This is a genomic window from Bacillus oleivorans (assembly GCF_900207585.1).
In the GTDB taxonomy this organism is placed as follows: domain Bacteria; phylum Bacillota; class Bacilli; order Bacillales; family JC228; genus Bacillus_BF; species Bacillus_BF oleivorans.
On sequence record NZ_OAOP01000008.1, the window covers coordinates 120,807 to 138,681 of the forward strand.

Consider the following 17,875-nt stretch of genomic DNA (forward strand, 5'->3'; position numbering starts at 1 on the left):
AGGTCTTTAGAAGCTTTTTTTATTTTTACCTGTTTACCCTATACGTTATAAAAATTGCGGTACCAATCAATAAACTTTCCAAGTCCTTTTTCTATGCTTGTCTTTGGTTTAAAGCCGACATCAATCATTAGATCATCAACATCCGCAAACGTGACTGGAACATCCCCAGCCTGCATAGGAAGAAATTCTTTTATTGCCTTTTTCCCAATCTTTTCCTCGATCACCGAAATAAACGTTAATAACTCAACAGGCTGATTATTTCCTAAATTATAGATTTTATAGGGAGCCTGGCTTAATAGATCAGATGATTGGATTGGATCAGGTTTTTTGTAAAGCAACCTAACGATTCCCTCCACAATATCATCAATATAAGTAAAATCACGCTTCATTTTTCCATAGTTAAAAATTTGGATAGGTTCCTCCCCAAATATAGCTTTTGTAAATTTAAAATACGACATGTCAGGTCTTCCCCATGGACCATAGACTGTAAAAAACCGTAAACCTGTTGTGGGAAGACGATATAAATGACTATAGGTGTGTGCCATTAATTCGTTTGCCCGTTTAGTGGCAGCGTATAAACTGACTGGATGATCAACCCGATCCTCTGTCGAAAATGGAGTCTTTTTATTGGCTCCATAAACAGAACTAGATGAAGCAAACAGAAGATGTTCAATCTCTTGTTTCCGGCAGCATTCCAGAATGTTCATAAACCCGACGACGTTTGAATCAATATACGCGTGAGGATTTTCAAGGCTATAACGCACACCTGCCTGAGCAGCTAAATGAACAACAATATCTATTGAATGTTGGGAAAATACCCTGGAAATTGCTGCCCTATCCTCAATGGAAACTCGTTCAAATGAAAAATTATGATGTCCCTTAAGTCTATCTAATCGTGCCTCTTTTAAACGAACATCATAGTAGTTATTAAAGTCGTCTATTCCAATAATTATATAACCCTCTAAAAGTAACCGTTGTGCCAAATGGTATCCAATAAATCCGGCACTGCCCGTTATCAAAATCGTTTTAGGACGGGACATTCATTATCCCCCTTTTTATTATTTCACTATATTAATGTATGAACAAGCATTCTAATGGGTTCCATTAGTTTTTAAACTACTGAAGCTATCCATTCTTTTCCTCTACTTTCTCTTCCATTTTTGCCTAAAAAAGCCCCATATTTCAATAACATTCGATAAAAATGTACAAGTTTCTCAGTAGATTTGCCGTGTCTGTTAATTTTTATATTCATATTTTAAAAGTAGGTTAAGTGATGTCCCCATATAGCCTTAAATCAACTAATAAAGGAGGGTGATTCCTATTAAAATAGCATTCATTTGTACTAGTATGTTCACTGTCCCTCCAATAAAAGGAGGAGCCATTCAAGTATTAATAGATGGAGTTGCACCTCATTTAAACAAAAATCATGATTTAACTATCTATTGTATTTCAGACCCTGAGCTTCCGGACCATGAATTCGTAAAAGGAGTTGAATATATTCGAGTTCCCCGTGAGAATTACGTATACAACGTGGCCATAAAGCTTGCTGAGATGACTGCAAATAAGTATCACTATGATGTTATTCATGTTTTTAACCGACCTCGCGATTTGCTGATCTATAAGTCTGCCATGCCAGAAAGCCGTTTTGTTATCAGTGTCCATAATGAAATGTTTAAAGAAAAGAAAATCTCGTCCGAAATGGGAAAATTGGTGATATCAGCAGTCGATAGAATTATGACAATCAGCGAGTATATCGGAACGACTATAAGTGAACGGTTTCCGTCTGCCAAACGAAAAATGAAGGCTGTCTATTCTGGTATCAATTTAAACCATTATAAGCCGATTTGGGATCCAAAAGCACGAGAAATTAGACAAGCTCTTCGCAAAAAATATGGTGTGGAGAACAAAAAGGTAGTCTTGTTTGTTGGACGCTTAAGTGCAGTAAAGGGTCCAGATGTTTTGATCAAAGCTATGCAGCAAGTTATAAAGAAACACCCTGAGGCTGTCTTAGTCATCGTTGGAAGCAAATGGTTTAGTGATGACCGAATCGATGAGTATGGCAAGAACCTCCGTGAACTTGCTATGACACTAGGGGACAAGGTTATCTTCACCGGTTTTATCCCTCCAGGCGACATTCCTAAGCATTTCTTGCTTGGCGATTTATTTGTCTGCAGCTCGCAATGGCAGGAACCCCTGGCAAGGGTTCATTATGAAGCAATGGGGGCTGGACTCCCCATTATCACAACCAATCGTGGCGGCAATGCAGAAATCATTAAGCACCTTAAAAATGGCATTGTTATCGATGACTATGAAAATCCGTCGGCATTTGCCGAAGCTATTTCCTTTCTATTAAGTAACGATGAAGCTGCTAACACGTTCGCAAGAGCTGGACGAGCATTGGTACAAGCCAATTTCGGATTTGAACATGTAGCCAATCGGTTAGAAAAACTGTATCTAGCATCAATGAGAAGAATCAAAGAATAGGAGGGATTCGATGGATACTGTATTTTCTGATGTAGTGAAGGACGTCATATCTCAATATCCATTAAAAGTAGAAACGATTTATTTACTATCATATAAAGGAAAGAAGGCCGTCTGGTCTATTGCTACAGACCAAGGCGAAGTCATCATGAAGAAGCTCCCAATGATCGAAAATGACATTAAATTTATGATTCATGCGATCGATTATTTACGCAATGGGGGCATTTATACTCCTGGTGTATTTAAAACCAATTCAGGAGAAGGCTATGTAGAACATGAAGGCGAGTATTTTGTTGTGTTTGAAGCGGTTTACGGCAGAAATCCAGATTATGAAATCGAAGAAGATATGCGGATGATCATGAGAGGAATGGCTGCATTCCACAAAGCCTCAAAGGGAATTGAATCCCCAACTGGAGAGTTTCCTTCCTTTTTATTATTAGAATCGAAAGAAGAAATGGAACGGAGATATCAAAAGCTAGTGAATTGGAAGGAAGAAAAGTCTAAGAAATCGGAAAAAAATGCGATTGATAAATTATTCTTAAAATATGTCGACACCTGTTTAGAACAGGCAGAAAAAGCGATTGCTATGCTAGCTAATCCGTATTTTGAGCAATGGGTAGAAGAAACAAAAATCAACAAAACACTTTGCCATCAAGATTATGCTTCTGGCAATCTAGTTATTGGAAATGACAATAACCTCTATGTTTTCGATATGGATTCATTAACAGTCGAACTGCCGGTAAGGGATATTAGAAAAATACTAAACAAAGTCATGAAAAAAGAAACGGCTTGGAACCTAGAAAAATTCAAAAATATGATGAAGTATTATCAAGAAGTCAACCCACTAACAAAAGAACAATATCAAATCCTAGCAGCCGACCTCCAATTTCCTCATCTATTTTATGGACAAGTATCTAAATATTACGAGGGCAGAGATGCAAAGTGGCCTTTACGAAAACATTTTGACCGCATTAAAGATATGACAGCGACTGAATTAAGTAAAGACGCAGTATTGCAAAGCTTTTTATCACAGTTAGATGAGGTGATTTCCCATGGAGCATAATATGGTACAAGATCTTGAATTAGGCAAACGGCTAATGTCCGAAAATTATCCTGATCTTGAAGTTCTCCAAATGGAGGTCTTTCAAGGCGGGGGAATCAAGACTGTTTGGAGAGTAGAAACCGCACAAGGAATCTATGGTTTAAAACGAATTAGAAAACCTCTGCCTGTTGTGGAATCAACAACTGCCGCTCAAGTCTACCTGGCGGGCAAAGGCGTCCTTGTTCCTGATATTATTCCAACGAAAGACGGTAACCGCTATTTTGTCCATGAAGGCTATGCTGTTGTTCTATATAGCTGGATTGATGGTACTGACTTAGAGATGGAAGAAAATAAACAAGACCTGCTCACAGGAATCAGAGGATTAGCCCAATTTCAAAAGGATTCTGTCGGATTTGTCGCACCAGAAGGCGTTAACTTTTACAATCGTATGGGAGCTTGGCCAAAGCACTATGAAGGAATGCTTGAGGAATTTAAACAATGGAAAGAGGAATCAAAAAATAAGGACACTGCTTTTTACAGGGTTTATTTGAAAATAGCAGATAATATTATCTATATGTCCGAAAAAGCACTTGAGCTGTTGAACAAGTCCTGTTATTCGAAATGGGTTGAAGAAATTGGAGAACACGGGTACCTTACCCATCAGGATTATGGAAAAGGAAATGCCCTTTTAACCGAAAACGGCGTTTATGTCTTAGACCTAGATAACTTAGCTTACGATATTCCAATTCGGGATTTACGCAAGCTGATTTTTAAACGAATGAAGGAAACCGAGAATTGGAATCTGGCAGAAATCGAAGAATATATCAGCTGTTTCACTTCCATCCTGCCTCTCACAGAAGAACAAATCAAACTTATTTATATAGACCTATTATTCCCAGATAAGTTTTATGGATATGTAAAGAAGCCATTTAGAATGGGAGAAGTTGGGGACGTTAACAAACTTCTAAAAACTTATAAGCTTGAGGCAAACAAAATGCCTGTTTTAAAACAGGTATTACAACTAGATTAATAGGAGTGATGAAATAATGAAATTAGAAGAAGAGTTTGTAGGCAGAAAAGAACAATATGTGGAGTTATTAAAAAGAGTTATCAGTGAATTAGAGTCTGATACGCTAAATGTAAGAGGCAAGAAAATTGAGCTTCCTGACGAGGATATGGAATACAAATTAGCCCATAAATCAGAATTCGGAGCCAATAAGCTGACCATCGGAATAGAATGGATTGACGAGAGTGAAATCGACCAGGAATTAGAAGATTTAGATTTAGAAATATAAGTCAGAAATAAAGCCTTAGAACCAATGTGGCTCTAAGGCTTTTTAGTATGATCCCGACTGGGCTCGAACCAGCGACCCCCACCCTGTCAAGGTGATGCTCTCCCAACTGAGCTACGGAATCATAATCATTATGAAGACAAGTGTTATTTTACCGTGAAACTCTTAGAATGTCAATGTTAATCACACATGTCTTCTAAAAATGATGACTTTTATACCTCACCTAAATACTCCTCAAAGGTAAGCTGATTTTCAAACATGTAGGTTGCCTGTTCAACCCCAACATAGCGAAGATGCCACGGTTCGTATTGATATCCTGTGATATGTTCTTTACCCTCCGGATAGCGGATGATAAAGCCAAAATGATGAGCATTTTGTGAGACCCACTTCCCGCCTGGTGTCTCCCCAAAATTTTGATACTCTTCATAGGTAAACTCGCTTGATGTGATGTCCATCGCCAAACCTGTTTGGTGTTCACTATTTCCTGGCTGGGCCGCCCGATATTCGGCTGCTTCTAATCCCATATGATTTACAAATTCCTCATATAATCTTTTTTGGGTTTCATAGGAGCGATATCCGGATGTAGCAATCAAGTTTATCCCTTGTTCCTTCCCATTGTGAAATAATTGTTCTAATGCAGCTGCGGCCTCTTTTCTTATGTGTTTTTCTTCGTCAGTTACACTTTCCGAAAATAAAACGTTCGGAACCACAAGGTCCATTGGCTGGAAGTCATGTGCGAGGGTGTAATCCTTATTGACAAGCACCAGAATACTGGAAGGATTTTTAGCCATTGTATCCAAACCCTTATTTCCCTCAACATTCCCCAGTAATGAGTTAGCCCTTGAAACAGTATATTGTAATGGTTTGCTGTAGCTGGAGATTTGATTTAATAAATAATACGCCCCTGCGGCTATACAAATTAATATTACTATCTTTTTTAAGTAGCGAAGCATACGAATCCTCTTTTCTTCCTTCTTATTATAGTAACGATCCTTTATTACAAAATCCCTACAAATAAGACGAAAAAACCAATAAAAATTTATTCAATCGAACAAATAGGTGACAACTCACATTTATCTTCCCTCTCCTAGTATTCCCAAAAAAATATAGTCCATAAATTAAGAATTTTTTGTATAATGGAATAGTACAAAAATAATGGGCTTTTAACCTTATTTTTGTACACAACAAAAAGTGAAATAAAGGAGGAACACTATGGGAGAATTTTGGAATTGGCTGACGGTCACTGCACCAGCCTGGCTCAATGAAACTCTGTGGAGTGCACCAATGATCTACTTCTGTTTAGGTGTAGGAATTCTTTTTTCTTTTTTAACTCGCTTTTTACAAGTCCGCTTAGTTAAGGACATGCTAAGGCAATTATTTCGAGGAAAGAGCTCTGACGCTGGGATCTCTTCCTTCCAGGCATTTGCAGTTGCACTGTCAGGACGTGTAGGTACAGGTAACATTGCCGGAACTGCTACTGCGATTGGATTCGGTGGACCTGGAGCTGTTTTCTGGATGTGGGCGATTGCCTTCCTTGGAGCTGCAACAGCATATGTCGAGTCAACCTTAGCCCAAATTTACAAGGTTAAACAAGAAGGTGAGTATCGAGGCGGACCTGCCTATTATATTGAAAAAGGAATCGGCTGGAAATGGTATGGGGTCCTTTTCGCGATTGCCACGGTGGTTGCCCTCAGTTTCCTTATGCCTGGGGTTCAAGCTAATGCGATATCATCAAGTATTAATACTGCCTTTGGCATAGAAAAATGGATGACAGGAATTGCTTTGGTCGTTCTTTTAGCTATTATTATTTTTGGAGGCGTTAAACGGATTGCCAATGTTGCACAAGTTGTTGTTCCATTTATGGCTATTGGCTATATTCTTGTATCACTCATTATTGTCCTTTTTAATATTGGAGAGGTCCCTGCTGTGTTCGGTTTAATTTTTAGCAGTGCCTTTGGGGCAGATGCAGCATTTGGCGGTATTTTAGGGGCTGCCATTTCTTGGGGAGTAAAGCGCGGTATTTATTCAAATGAAGCAGGTCAAGGTACTGGGCCTCACGCAGCTGGGGCTGCAGAGGTTTCGCATCCTGCCAAACAAGGACTTGTTCAGGCATTTTCTGTGTACGTGGACACATGGCTAGTTTGTTCCGCAACTGCATTTATGATTTTATTTACTGGTTCATATAATGTAGAAGCTCCGGATGGAACGATGATTGTGGAATATGTGGAAGGAATTGAAACAGGTGCAGAAAATACGCAAGTGGCTGTTGAACAAATAATACCTGGTTTTGGGGCAGGATTCGTAGCGGTTTCATTATTTTTCTTTGCCTTTACAACGATTATGGCCTATTACTACATGGCAGAAACAAATATTGCCTACCTAATTCGCAGTAAACTGAATAAGTCGGCCATGTTCGTCTTAAAGCTTGTAATGATGGGAGCCGTTTACTTTGGTTCTGTAAAGACAGCCAGCAATGCCTGGATATTCGGAGATATTGGTCTCGGAATCATGGTTTGGCTCAACTTAATCGCTATTTTGATTTTGGCTAAACCAGCCTTAACAGCCTTGAAAGATTATGAGGCTCAGAAGAAACAAGGGCTTGATCCTGTCTTCGATCCAGAAAAACTAGGCATCAAAAATGCCGATTATTGGGTTGAGAGAAACAAAAATCAGGAAGAAAAAGTTTCTTAAGAATGACAAAGCTGCTGTCCGTTATCGACAGCAGCTTTTTAAGTATGACTATCTTTGATTTTTATTAAATCCGTTTCCTAGTTTACTAACCAAAGTCAGGGCTTCTTCCCGGGTAAAGCCTTCTTCCATGTAGGCATCTAGCATTTTCTTTGCCATGCTTGCATTAATTTTATAGAATTCTTCGTCCTGTTCCATTTCTTTTATAAAAAACTTAATTTGATTATAAATTTGATACATTTCCACAGTATCCCCTCCCTTTTCACTCTATATTACTTCTCTATTTGGTAAAAGATACCTTCTGAAAAACCTCATGTTTTTATTAAAAACGAACAGTTACAGCACGCCGATCAGCATTCCGCCCAAAGCACCGGATAGCACCACTACCCAAGGCGGCAGCTTCCAATAGACCAGCATACTAAAAAGGACAGCTGCTAACGCAAAATCCATTGGTGCCTTAATCGAACTCGTCCAGATTGGATGGTAGAATGCCGAAATTAAGATACCCACAACGGCAGCATTCACACCTAAGAGAGCTCCTTTAATTTTTGGATTTGCCCGTAATGCATTCCAAAAAGGTAATGTTCCTAATACCAATAAAAATGCCGGTAAAAATATAGCAAGGGTTGCTAATAAACCGCCTGTCCAGCCGCCACTTACCGCACCAATATACGCTGCAAAGGTAAAGAGCGGGCCGGGAACTGCTTGTGTTGCCCCGTATCCTGCCAAAAATGCTTCTTCACTGAGCCAGCCAGTCGGAACAAATTCGCGTTCTAATAAAGGCAAAACCACATGACCACCGCCAAATACGAGCGAACCTGAACGGTAAAAGCTGTCAAACATCGCAATCCAATCGATAGCCGTTAATTCTCTTGCAATTGGAAGAACAATTAAGAGTCCGAAGAATAAAACTAAGCATATCGTGCCAAAACGCTTTGAGATCGGGAACGTGAGTGTTTCCCCTTTCTCTTCTTGATGCTGTTTATAAATGAGATAACCTATGAATCCAGCAATTAGAATAACAGCGACTTGAGTCCAAGCTGTCTGCCACAACAACGTAATAACCAATGCCATAAGTGCCAGCGTTTTCCTTTGGAGATCAGGTGTAAGTTTTTGCGCCATTCCTAAAATCGCATGAGCCACAACAGCGACAGCTACAATTTTTAATCCCTGAATCCAGCCCGCATTACTTACATCAAACCCTTGTATAAAGAGAGCAAATACAATTAAGGCAATAACAGAAGGAAGAGTAAATCCAATAAAGGCTAAAATGCCGCCAAGGATGCCCCCTCTTATTACTCCAACTCCAATTCCAACCTGACTGCTTGCTGGTCCAGGCAAGAACTGGCATAAAGCAACTAAATCAGCATAGGTCCTTTCATCCATCCATTTTCTCCTGCGAACATACTCTTCGTGAAAATATCCCAAGTGTGCCACTGGACCTCCAAATGAAGTTAAGCCAAGTCTAGCTGCAACAATTAGTATTTCAAATAAAGCTTTAAAATTTCTTGTCTGGCTCATTCTTCTCCCTCCCCGTTAGTCTTTTATTTCTTTAAATAGTTCATAGGCTTTCATTCTAGCTTCTTTAAGTACGGCACTTCCTTTTTCTGTCGTTACATAGTACTTTCTAATTTTCCCTTCTACTTTGCGATCTTCTCTTACAAGCAGCCCATCCTTTTCCATCGAATGGAGAATCGGATACAGGGTTCCCGAACTCATGTTGTATCCATGTTCTTTTAATTCCTCTAACATCCATAAACCAAAAATCGGATGCTCCTCTGCATGGTGTAAAATGTGAATTTGGATAAATCCTAAAAATAGTTTTCTTAAAATTTTATCCACCAAATAAATAGCCTCCTATTATCGGAATTCAATATCGAAATTCGATAACACAGTCATGGTACCAAATCAAAAAAATGATTTCAACCCGTTCTTGCTAGTTTTAACAATTCCTTAACATCCCATATTGGAATCGAGTGTAACCGGTAAAATTCCAAAAAGAAAAACGCCAAGCATTAAAATGTAGGCGTTTTTGTTCCTGCTATTTTTCCTTTTTAAAATCAAAATCTTTGATTATCCATTTAGCGGCATCAAGCAAATTAGGGAATGTCGCGTCCGCATCAGTGTGTTCGCCTTCTGCAACGAGGATTGAGGTACACCCTGCTCTTTTACCAGCAATGATATCAACATCACGATCGCCCACCATATAACTTTTGGATAAATCGATCCCGTGCTTATCTGCTAGATTAAGCAGCATTCCGGGTTCAGGCTTCCGACACTGACAGCCTTCATGGGGTTTATGCGGACAATAAGCGATGTCATCGATAGCCGCATCTGCTTTAGCCAGCTTTTCAATTAATCGTTCATGAACCTGATGCAAGGTAGCTTCCTTCATAAATCCAAGTCCGACACCGCCCTGATTCGTCACAACAAACACCTTTAAACCTGCTTGATTGAAAGCTAAAATTGCCTGCTCAACACCTGGCAGCAAGTACAACTGTGAAGGATGGTTTACAAACTTCACCCTTTTCGTTAATACCTCATTAATGACACCATCTCGATCTAAGAATACAGCTGGTTTCATAGTGGCTCCTTTTTTTCTGTTTGATTTAAATATATGTACGGTATACTGAGTAGGTTATGATATCCTAATCTTAACTTGTTATGTTATAAGAACATTGGGGGGATTGGACATGATGAAAGACTTCCATTGCTGTGCAACCTGTGTACACTTTCAGGCAATAAAAGCCTCAGGTAAAATGGTTTACAAATGCAAAAGATTAGGCTTTGAGACAAAGACTCATTATAAGTTTAATTGCTGGACGCCTAAGGAGAAAATAAAAAAACTGATGGAAAAAGGACGAATAATAGAAGAGTGATTGTATACATGATTAGATATTGAGAAAATCCCCAATCACTCTTAATAGTCCCCTTACCAGATAGAACAAAAGCCGGAATGGCCATATAATCAATTCAGGAATCCAAAATAGAACGTCTACAATCAAATCCCAAATCGTGTAGTTCTTACCTTGCTTTTTGCGGATCTCTTTTCTTGTTTTCCTCAACTTTCCCCCCCATTTCTCTGCCTCTTACTTTTAATTATAAACGGAAAACATACTTCTATCGTTTCATTATTTTAATTTTCATATACTGCGATTTCACTTATATAGGATAATCAATATTTTAGCTCTTTCCCTATTGGTTCTGCTATCAAAATATCCTGTGGTTTCGTCTAAAAATAATTTTTTCACGAGAAATGAACGCCATTCCTGTGAGTAATCACCTTGCCATTTTTTTACTATCCACTTTTCATTAATGTTATCCCCCTATTTTTCTTCAAAAAAATTAGGACCTTTACATAATTTATTTGAAGTCGGAACAACATATGTTTAAGGAGGTGATCAACATGGCAGGGCAACGTAGCAATAACTCCAATAATCTATTAGTACCTGGTGTACAGGCTGCACTTGATCAAATGAAATTAGAAATCGCTCAAGAATTTGGTGTACAGCTTGGTCCAGATACTACCTCACGTGCTAACGGTTCTGTGGGTGGTGAGATCACAAAAAGACTCGTTCAGATGGCTGAACAGCAGTTAGGCGGAACTCGTTAATTAGCTTTAATAGAAACAGTTTAAAAGAATGGCGCAGGGCTTTCGGTTCTGCCGAAAGCCCCATTACATATGATTAAGCAGAAAAAGCCAAGAAGTAATCTAACTTCTTGGCTTTTTCTTTAAGCTTCATGTGAATTTGAATGATTTTTCTTTTTATATATCAGCCAAATTACAATACATGGGATCGCAATTACAAGAAGCAATGGTGAATAGCCAATTAAAAAGACTAATACTCCTGAGAAAAAGCTTACAAGCAAATTGATAGAATTCATAAATGCTTGTTTAATTTTACTTCCTGTCTGAAGCTCTTCTCCTTTTGTAATCGCTGGAACATGAACCGATGCATCTTCAATTTCAAGGCTAACCTGGGCAAAATCTGTCCGATTTTCTAAATATTGCTTTCTTCCTTCAATTTGTTCAATTTCCTCTTGAACCCGAGCCAAGTCCTCCGAAATTTTCAGTAAATCATCAGTTGTTTCTGCCCGATTTAATAAATCCAAAAGCCGAGACTCGACTGCTTGTTTTGCCCGCATCCGTGATTCTAAATCGACATACTCTTCTGTAACATCCTCACCTTCAATCGACTTTTGGATCACCTTTTCACTAATTGCACCCATTTCATCGATAAAGGAATTCAACTGTTCACTTGGAATACGAACGCTCATGGTTCCATACATTTTTTCATCCTGTTCATAGGTTGAAGATTGAACAACATACCCTTTCAGCGTGCTCGTTTTATCTTCAACCAGGGAAATTGCTTCTTCAACATCGGCCACAGCCAAGTTCATCCAGGCATTATACATGACCATCCGTTCTGATGTTTCACTAGCTGCAGCATCTCCGTCTGCGTTGTTTTGATTATCAACACTCTGGTCCTCTCCTTGAGCAGTCATTTCACGGTCAAACTCCGCAGCACTTTCCTCTGTACCTTCTGCATTTCCAGCGCTATCTGCTGATTCACTTCCATTAGAACTGCACCCAAACAGAAAAACGACCAACAAAATAATAAAACCTGCTAATTTTTTCACAAATTGCACCCCTTTTGTATTTTATCTCTATAAAAAGTAGACGGATTTTTACAACGATTGGTTACTGAAAATACATTGACTCTTCTTTATAGGAACTTGCTGCCTCTTATCGGTACAAAGTCCCTGGTTATGGCAACAGAGCAGTCTGTTTTCGGAACTTGGCACCTGTTTTTCGGAACTCAGTAACCCTTTTTCCGAACTCAGCAACCCTTTTTCCGAACTCAGAACCCCTTTTTCCGAACTCAGCAACCCTTTTTCCGAACTCAGAACCCCTTTTTCCGAACTCAGCAACCCTTTTTCCGAACTCAGAACCCCTTTTTCCGAACTCAGCAACCCTTTTTCCGAACTCAGAACCCCTTTTTCCGAACTCAGCAACCCTTTTTCCGAACTCAGCAACCCTTTTTCCGAACTCAGAACCCCTTTTTCCGAACTCAACACCCCTTTTTCCGAACTCAGACACGCTTAACCGGACAAGAAGATTCGTACTTGTTAGCCTGGTAAAATTTCCTTATAGTTAAATTATACTTTCAGATAGGAGTGAATGGAATGTTCCGAACTGTTCGAGGGATATAGTTTTCGGGGCGCATAAACTCGCAGGATCATAGAAGAAGTCCATGAATTTACCAGCAGGCTTAGCCTATACATCCTGCTAGAAAAAACGCGTAGCGCCCGCCAAGGGAGCAGTCTGTCTTTTTTCCCCTGGTCAGTACCGAAAACAATCTCAAAGAACATCTGGAAAATCCATTGTTACTAAAACCATGGGCTTTTCCCATGGTTTTTTATTCTCTCTGAAAGGTGATCAATTCATGAAATCCATTCATTTTTATTTAGAAACTCTAAAGGTAAGGAATATATTGATCCTTTCCCTAGCCACTTTTTTATACTCTTTAACTTTTTATACAACCATATTTACTCTCTTTTTAGTCGAACGCGGATTAAATTATGTAGAAATCTTTTTATTGGAAAGTATTCTATCCGCTTCAATCGTTCTATTTGAAGTCCCATCTGGAGTGTTAGCTGATCGGTTCGGCCGGAAAAAGGTGATTATTGCTTCAATATGTTTGTTTACCTTAAGCACCTTTATTATTGCCTTCAGTCATAGCTTTCTTTGGTTTGTTGTGGAATCCGTGCTTTACGGAATCGGAATAGCAGCTATGTCGGGTGCGGATTCAGCGATGATTTATGAAAGCTTACAAAAGAAGCAAAAAAAAGCATTGGCTGATTATTCCTTCTCAAGCCTTAGTACTGCTGCGACAATGGCAATGGTTATCAGCCTTCCATTAGGGGGATGGATGGCAGAGTATTCATTAGATCTGCCTGTTTATATCACTTGTATGTCTTTAACTGCTGCAACAGCGGTATCATTCTTTTTAAAAGAGACGTACATAAACGAAACGAAAAAGTCTGAAACCAAACGGATCATTCATTCGTTGGGGACCATCATCAAAAAGAGTCCGTTTCTTTTTTTATTCCAAGCAATCCAATCGATGGCTTCTGGTTTTGTTTTTAGCCTGGTCTATCTAAATCAGCCGCTATTTCTCTCCTATGACATTGAAATGCAAGCGTTTGGCTGGATAATGCTTGTGATCCACTTGCTGAGTTCGGGAGTAGTACTGATGGCACCCATGGTACGAAGAAAATACGGTTTAACGTTTATTTTTAGTTTTACATTCTTTGCTCCGGGCATCTCTTTATTTCTATTATCCTTTCAGCCATCTATGATCATGGGGATTACCCTGTTAACACTTGCTATTACGATTCATGGCGTAAATGATCCTATTTATCGGACATTTTTGAATGAACTCGTTTCCGATCAAAACAGGGCCACATCTCTTTCTATAATCAATCTGACAGGAAGTATTGTCGGTATGTGCATTAAACCTCTTATTGGTTTTTTCACTGAAATCGATCTTTATCCAGCATTTACATTAATGGGAAGTATTATGATGACACTAGCAATCTTGATCCCCTTTATGCTGAAAAAAATCAAAAGCCTCCAAATCTAAAAAGGTCGTCTCTTTCCCTGAGACGACCTCTACCTTATTGAACGTTTATCTCTGTATATAAGACTGCACTGCATACATCCTGATTCTCTCTAATAATTTCATTCATCGGTAAATCCCGCTCGATCACTTGTTTGAACGATTCAAAAACAACATCATTCTTCATAAGCAGACTTCCAGAAACAGCTATTTTCAGTTTCTGTTTGGGATCGGGTGCGGCAGATAAGGATCGTTTCACTAATAAAGCTAATTCCACCCCAGCTCTTCGCAAAATCGATAAGGCTGCCTCTGAATTTCTATTGGCTTCTTCACTAATAAGTTTAGAAAGTCCAGCAATCTCCTGTCTCGCAGAGCTGTAGACAAAGTTTTTGATATCTGAAATGGATTGGCCATTAATTCTTTGCAGCAAAGCATTTGTTAATCCATCATTATTTTGACTCATTTCAAGCTGGTGTAAAGCATATTGAATCGCTTTAATACTCACCCAATAACCGCTGCCCTCATCGCCTAACAAATAACCCCAGCCGCCTGTACGCCATTCCATTCCATTGCACCGGCCAAGTGCAATAGAGCCTGTCCCGGCAATAACCAAAATTCCATCTTGTCCTTGAAGCAGAGCAGTATGGGCAAGCCGCGCATCATCAATCACACGTACTTGCTGATACCATCTCACTTGAATCTCCCGCTCTGCCCGCTTGCAAATCTCTTTAGAAATCGCACCCGCTGCTCCAATTAAGATTTTTTCCGGCTGAACATTCTCCATATAATTTACACATGCTTCGATCGCACGGGAAACTTGCTCAACACTTTCTTCAAATTGGATTAAGAAATTAACCCGGCCGGTTTCAGCCGTAAATAGAGCTTTAGCAGAATCCAAATCATAACAGGTTGCCATTGTCTTAGTTCCGCCGCCGTCTATCCCAATCACATATGTCATAAGCCACCACTTTTTCGAATTTAGTTTTTCCTTGATTTAATATTTTCCCGTAAAAATCCTACTGCTTCTCTTGTTTCATCTAAGTATGTGACTGTTTTTTCATAGGCTTGGGAGGCGACACACATAAAGAGAATATCAATGACGTGTAATTGGGCAATTCTCGAAGAAGTTGCCCCGCTTCGAAAAGTTGGTTCCATGGTTGCCGATGTATACAAGCGAATATCTGCTTGTTCCGAGACAATCGACGCACCATATTTAGTTAAACTAATCGTATTAACACCCTTTTGATTGGCAAGTTCTAATATTTTCGCAACTTCAAAGGTTTGCCCTGAAAAAGAGATCCCTACAATAACATCATCCTGATGGGCATTGGCTATTAATGTGGCAACCAAATGCATATCGGTGAAGGCGGTTGCAAATCTATTAATCCGCAAGAATTTTTGTTGGGCATCCTGAGCAATGATATGGGAAGCGCCCAATCCAAAAAAGTGTATCGTTCTTGCATTTTTTAAGATCTCAACAGCTTTAGTGAGCTCGTCAATGCTTAATAATTCAGCAGTTTCCCCTATTGTTTGAATGCTGTTATTGGTCATTTTTTCAATTATAGAGATCGGGGATTCGTTCGGTTCAATATCCCGAACCCCTGCTGATTTCTTTTTCTGCAAATCTCCTGCAATCCGAAGCTTTAAATCTTGCAATCCTTTAAGGTCTAATGATTTGCAGAGCCGAATAACAGCAGCGCTGCTGGTTGCACTTCTTTTTCCCAATTCACTGGCAGTTAATGATAGGGCTTCATGTGGATGTTCTAAAATATATGAAGCAATTTTTTTCTCGGAAGGAGGCAGCTGAGATAACATTTCATTCAGCATCACAAGTCCTCCGGTCATATTAGACATATACATTCTCTCTCTTTCTATAACCTATTCAGTTTAATATTATTTTCTTGCCCGGATTCAAAGTAATGAAGGAAAAGTAATGGTTCAACTTTTTATTTAATGGCTCCAGCTGTTAAACCTTCCATAAATTGTTTAGAGGCAATAAAGAACAAGATGAGCATCGGCAAAGAAGATAGTGTTAAGCCTGCAAACAAGGCGCCCCAGTCAGCCGAATGCTCGCCAAACAAAGAAAGCATTCCAACAGGAATCGTCTTTTTCGCTTCTTCAGTGATAAAAATAAGCGGAAAGAAAAAATCGTTCCAAGATTGGATAAAAGTAATAATCATCACAGTTCCCAATGCAGGACGCATTAACGGGAATACAACATTCCATAGTATTCTCAAGTCACTGGCACCATCGATTCTGGCTGCCTCCTCTAATTCTTTAGGCATTGTCTTAAAAAATCCCGTTAAAATTAAAATAGAAAGCGGGATCCCTGTAGCGGTATACATTAATATCAGTGACCATAGCGAATTGGTTAAATGCAAGTCATTCATTAATATAAAGAGAGGTACAATCCCAAGCTTTATCGGAATCATCATCCCCATTAAAAACAGCAGAAACAAGAAATTATTCCACTTAAATCGGTAGCGTGCGATATAAAAGGAAGCCAAAGAAGCTGTAATAAGGACCAGGACCACTGCCCCAAAGCTAACAATGACACTATTGAAAAAATAGGTCATAAACGGGATTTGGTCAAGTAATGTCCGGTATGTTTCAAGACTTAACGATTCAGGCCATGATAGAGGATTCTCAAAAATTTCTGCATTTGTTTTAAAAGAAGACATCACCATTAATAGAATAGGATATAAACTTATGGAGGCGATCAAGAAGGCAACTAAATAATAGATTGGCTTCGTCCAAATTGCATTTTTCAAACTGGAGCACCTCCTACATATCTACTTCTTTTTTCTGCACAAATTTTAAGTATATTACCGTAAACACAACGATAAATAAAAATAAAACGGTTGCCAAAGCAGAACCTAACCCAATCGCTGTAGAACCGCCGGTAGAACTGCTAAAGGCTAATCTGTAAAAATACACAGCTAATGTATCCGTTGAATAATAGGGTTCTCCCATTGACCCTTGCATGGCGTATACCAGCTCAAATGCTTCAAAGGATTGGATAAAGGTTAGAACAGTCATGATCATAATAGAAGGCATCATAAGCGGAACCGTGATAAATCTCAGCATTTTAAAGCCTTGGGCACCATCCAGCTTAGCAGCCTCCACTAATTCATTCGGGATGGATTGGAAACCAGCCAGAAAAATTAAAACGCCAAATCCTAATCCAAACCAGCAGTTTACTAAAATAATAGCAGTTAAAGCTGTATCAGGATCTCCTAGCCACGCCTTCTGCAGGGACTCAAGCCCAAACTTGCCTAATAATACGTTCAATGCTCCAAAGTTTGGATTCAAAATAAGTTTCCATAAGAAACCGACTACGATAACGGATAATAATCTCGGCAGAAAATAAGCCATCTTCAGAAATTCCGCACCGCAGATCTTTCTGTAGATAATAAAAGCTAACAAAAAAGCTAATCCATTTTGAACAATCATTTGCAGGACAAAATAAAGAATATTATGCTGAAATGCATTCCAAAACATTCCGCTAAATGGTTCTAGTGTAAACAAATCAATGAAATTTTTAAACCCGACGAATGCCCCTCGAGCTATCCCATTCCATTCAAAAAAACTGTATGTGAGAGCAGCAAGTAAGGGATATACAATAAAAAGTCCATAGATAATGAGGGCTGGAAGGGGGAAAAGGTGGATGCTCCACCTTTTCCTTTTCCCTGGATTTATAGATTTAACTTTTGGTGTGCCTGTTTCTACTTGCATAAAGACCTCCGCCT

Annotated in this window: 20 protein-coding genes and 1 tRNA gene; 7 read left to right on the plus strand and 14 right to left on the minus strand. The window is 39.1% G+C overall.

What is annotated here, in order from left to right; translation table 11 throughout:
* Positions 1–38: 38 nt before the first annotated feature.
* Positions 39–1,040: an NAD-dependent epimerase gene (locus CRO56_RS16660; RefSeq protein ID WP_097159762.1), complete on the minus strand. Its 1,002-nt coding sequence runs from the start codon at positions 1,038–1,040 to the stop codon at positions 39–41.
* A gap of 271 nt (positions 1,041–1,311) precedes the next feature.
* Between CRO56_RS16660 and CRO56_RS16665 the strand changes: the two genes are divergently transcribed.
* The 4 genes from CRO56_RS16665 to CRO56_RS16680 are packed head-to-tail and all read left to right on the plus strand — an operon-like array spanning position 1,312 to position 4,818.
* A complete protein-coding gene (locus tag CRO56_RS16665; RefSeq protein WP_245855939.1) occupies positions 1,312–2,484 on the plus strand; it encodes a glycosyltransferase family 4 protein in 1,173 nt (390 codons plus the stop codon).
* A 10-nt stretch (positions 2,485–2,494) separates the two neighbouring features.
* Entirely contained in the window at positions 2,495–3,544 is a 1,050-nt protein-coding gene (locus CRO56_RS16670) for a CotS family spore coat protein (protein ID WP_097159763.1), read from the plus strand.
* Positions 3,534–4,553: a CotS family spore coat protein gene (locus tag CRO56_RS16675; protein ID WP_097159764.1), complete on the plus strand. Its 1,020-nt coding sequence runs from the start codon at positions 3,534–3,536 to the stop codon at positions 4,551–4,553. The genes CRO56_RS16670 and CRO56_RS16675 overlap by 11 nt, the downstream gene beginning before the upstream one ends.
* A 16-nt stretch (positions 4,554–4,569) precedes the next feature.
* Positions 4,570–4,818, plus strand: coding sequence for a hypothetical protein (locus CRO56_RS16680; RefSeq protein WP_097159765.1), 249 nt, complete (start codon positions 4,570–4,572; stop codon positions 4,816–4,818).
* A 48-nt stretch (positions 4,819–4,866) separates the two neighbouring features.
* On the opposite strand, the gene CRO56_RS16685 is transcribed toward CRO56_RS16680, so the two are convergent.
* Together CRO56_RS16685 and CRO56_RS16690 are read right to left on the minus strand one after the other, a co-directional pair.
* Positions 4,867–4,939 (minus strand) — tRNA-Val (locus CRO56_RS16685).
* Between the two features lie 88 nt (positions 4,940–5,027).
* On the minus strand, positions 5,028–5,768 hold the full coding sequence (locus CRO56_RS16690) for a M15 family metallopeptidase (protein ID WP_097159766.1): 741 nt from the start codon (positions 5,766–5,768) through the stop codon (positions 5,028–5,030).
* A gap of 259 nt (positions 5,769–6,027) precedes the next feature.
* Between CRO56_RS16690 and CRO56_RS16695 the strand changes: the two genes are divergently transcribed.
* Positions 6,028–7,506: an alanine/glycine:cation symporter family protein gene (locus CRO56_RS16695; RefSeq protein WP_097159767.1), complete on the plus strand. Its 1,479-nt coding sequence runs from the start codon at positions 6,028–6,030 to the stop codon at positions 7,504–7,506.
* Between the two features lie 48 nt (positions 7,507–7,554).
* Here CRO56_RS16695 and CRO56_RS16700 read toward each other — a convergent pair whose 3' ends face one another.
* The 5 genes from CRO56_RS16700 to CRO56_RS22970 all read right to left on the minus strand — a co-directional run bounded on the left by CRO56_RS16700 (position 7,555) and on the right by CRO56_RS22970 (position 10,568).
* Positions 7,555–7,749 (minus strand): hypothetical protein, encoded by a 195-nt coding sequence (locus CRO56_RS16700; RefSeq protein ID WP_097159768.1) that lies wholly within the window; start codon positions 7,747–7,749, stop codon positions 7,555–7,557.
* Between the two features lie 90 nt (positions 7,750–7,839).
* Positions 7,840–9,024 carry a chromate transporter gene (locus tag CRO56_RS16705; protein WP_097159769.1) on the minus strand — a complete coding sequence of 395 codons (1,185 nt, stop codon included), beginning with the start codon at positions 9,022–9,024 and terminating at the stop codon, positions 7,840–7,842.
* A gap of 15 nt (positions 9,025–9,039) precedes the next feature.
* The gene (locus CRO56_RS16710; protein ID WP_097159770.1) at positions 9,040–9,348 is read right to left on the minus strand and encodes a PadR family transcriptional regulator; all 309 of its coding nucleotides are present in this window, start codon (positions 9,346–9,348) and stop codon (positions 9,040–9,042) included.
* Positions 9,349–9,544: 196 nt separating this feature from the next.
* On the minus strand, positions 9,545–10,087 hold the full coding sequence (locus tag CRO56_RS16715) for a D-glycero-alpha-D-manno-heptose-1,7-bisphosphate 7-phosphatase (RefSeq protein WP_097159771.1): 543 nt from the start codon (positions 10,085–10,087) through the stop codon (positions 9,545–9,547).
* 307 nt (positions 10,088–10,394) lie between these two features.
* Positions 10,395–10,568 (minus strand): hypothetical protein, encoded by a 174-nt coding sequence (locus CRO56_RS22970; protein WP_179714318.1) that lies wholly within the window; start codon positions 10,566–10,568, stop codon positions 10,395–10,397.
* A gap of 341 nt (positions 10,569–10,909) precedes the next feature.
* Between CRO56_RS22970 and CRO56_RS16725 the strand changes: the two genes are divergently transcribed.
* Positions 10,910–11,116, plus strand: coding sequence for an alpha/beta-type small acid-soluble spore protein (locus tag CRO56_RS16725; protein ID WP_097159772.1), 207 nt, complete (start codon positions 10,910–10,912; stop codon positions 11,114–11,116).
* A 119-nt stretch (positions 11,117–11,235) separates the two neighbouring features.
* Here the strand turns inward: CRO56_RS16725 and CRO56_RS16730 are convergent, their stop codons facing one another.
* Together CRO56_RS16730 and CRO56_RS16735 are read right to left on the minus strand one after the other, a co-directional pair.
* Positions 11,236–12,144: a DUF4349 domain-containing protein gene (locus CRO56_RS16730; RefSeq protein ID WP_179714319.1), complete on the minus strand. Its 909-nt coding sequence runs from the start codon at positions 12,142–12,144 to the stop codon at positions 11,236–11,238.
* Between the two features lie 127 nt (positions 12,145–12,271).
* Positions 12,272–12,604, minus strand: coding sequence for a hypothetical protein (locus tag CRO56_RS16735; RefSeq protein ID WP_097159774.1), 333 nt, complete (start codon positions 12,602–12,604; stop codon positions 12,272–12,274).
* Positions 12,605–12,950: 346 nt separating this feature from the next.
* Here CRO56_RS16735 and CRO56_RS16740 point away from each other — a divergent pair, with 346 nt between their 5' ends.
* Positions 12,951–14,150, plus strand: a complete 1,200-nt coding sequence (locus CRO56_RS16740) for an MFS transporter (RefSeq protein ID WP_179714320.1) — start codon at positions 12,951–12,953, stop codon at positions 14,148–14,150.
* A gap of 34 nt (positions 14,151–14,184) precedes the next feature.
* On the opposite strand, the gene CRO56_RS16745 is transcribed toward CRO56_RS16740, so the two are convergent.
* The 4 genes from CRO56_RS16745 to CRO56_RS16760 form a co-directional block, all read right to left on the minus strand.
* Positions 14,185–15,084, minus strand: a complete 900-nt coding sequence (locus CRO56_RS16745) for a BadF/BadG/BcrA/BcrD ATPase family protein (RefSeq protein ID WP_097159776.1) — start codon at positions 15,082–15,084, stop codon at positions 14,185–14,187.
* Positions 15,085–15,104: 20 nt separating this feature from the next.
* Positions 15,105–15,953, minus strand: a complete 849-nt coding sequence (locus tag CRO56_RS16750; RefSeq protein WP_097159777.1) for a MurR/RpiR family transcriptional regulator — start codon at positions 15,951–15,953, stop codon at positions 15,105–15,107.
* 119 nt (positions 15,954–16,072) lie between these two features.
* Positions 16,073–16,897, minus strand: a complete 825-nt coding sequence (locus CRO56_RS16755; RefSeq protein ID WP_245855941.1) for a carbohydrate ABC transporter permease — start codon at positions 16,895–16,897, stop codon at positions 16,073–16,075.
* A gap of 13 nt (positions 16,898–16,910) precedes the next feature.
* Complete coding sequence (locus tag CRO56_RS16760) at positions 16,911–17,861, minus strand: carbohydrate ABC transporter permease (RefSeq protein ID WP_097159778.1); 951 nt, start codon at positions 17,859–17,861, stop codon at positions 16,911–16,913.
* Positions 17,862–17,875: the final 14 nt, after the last annotated feature.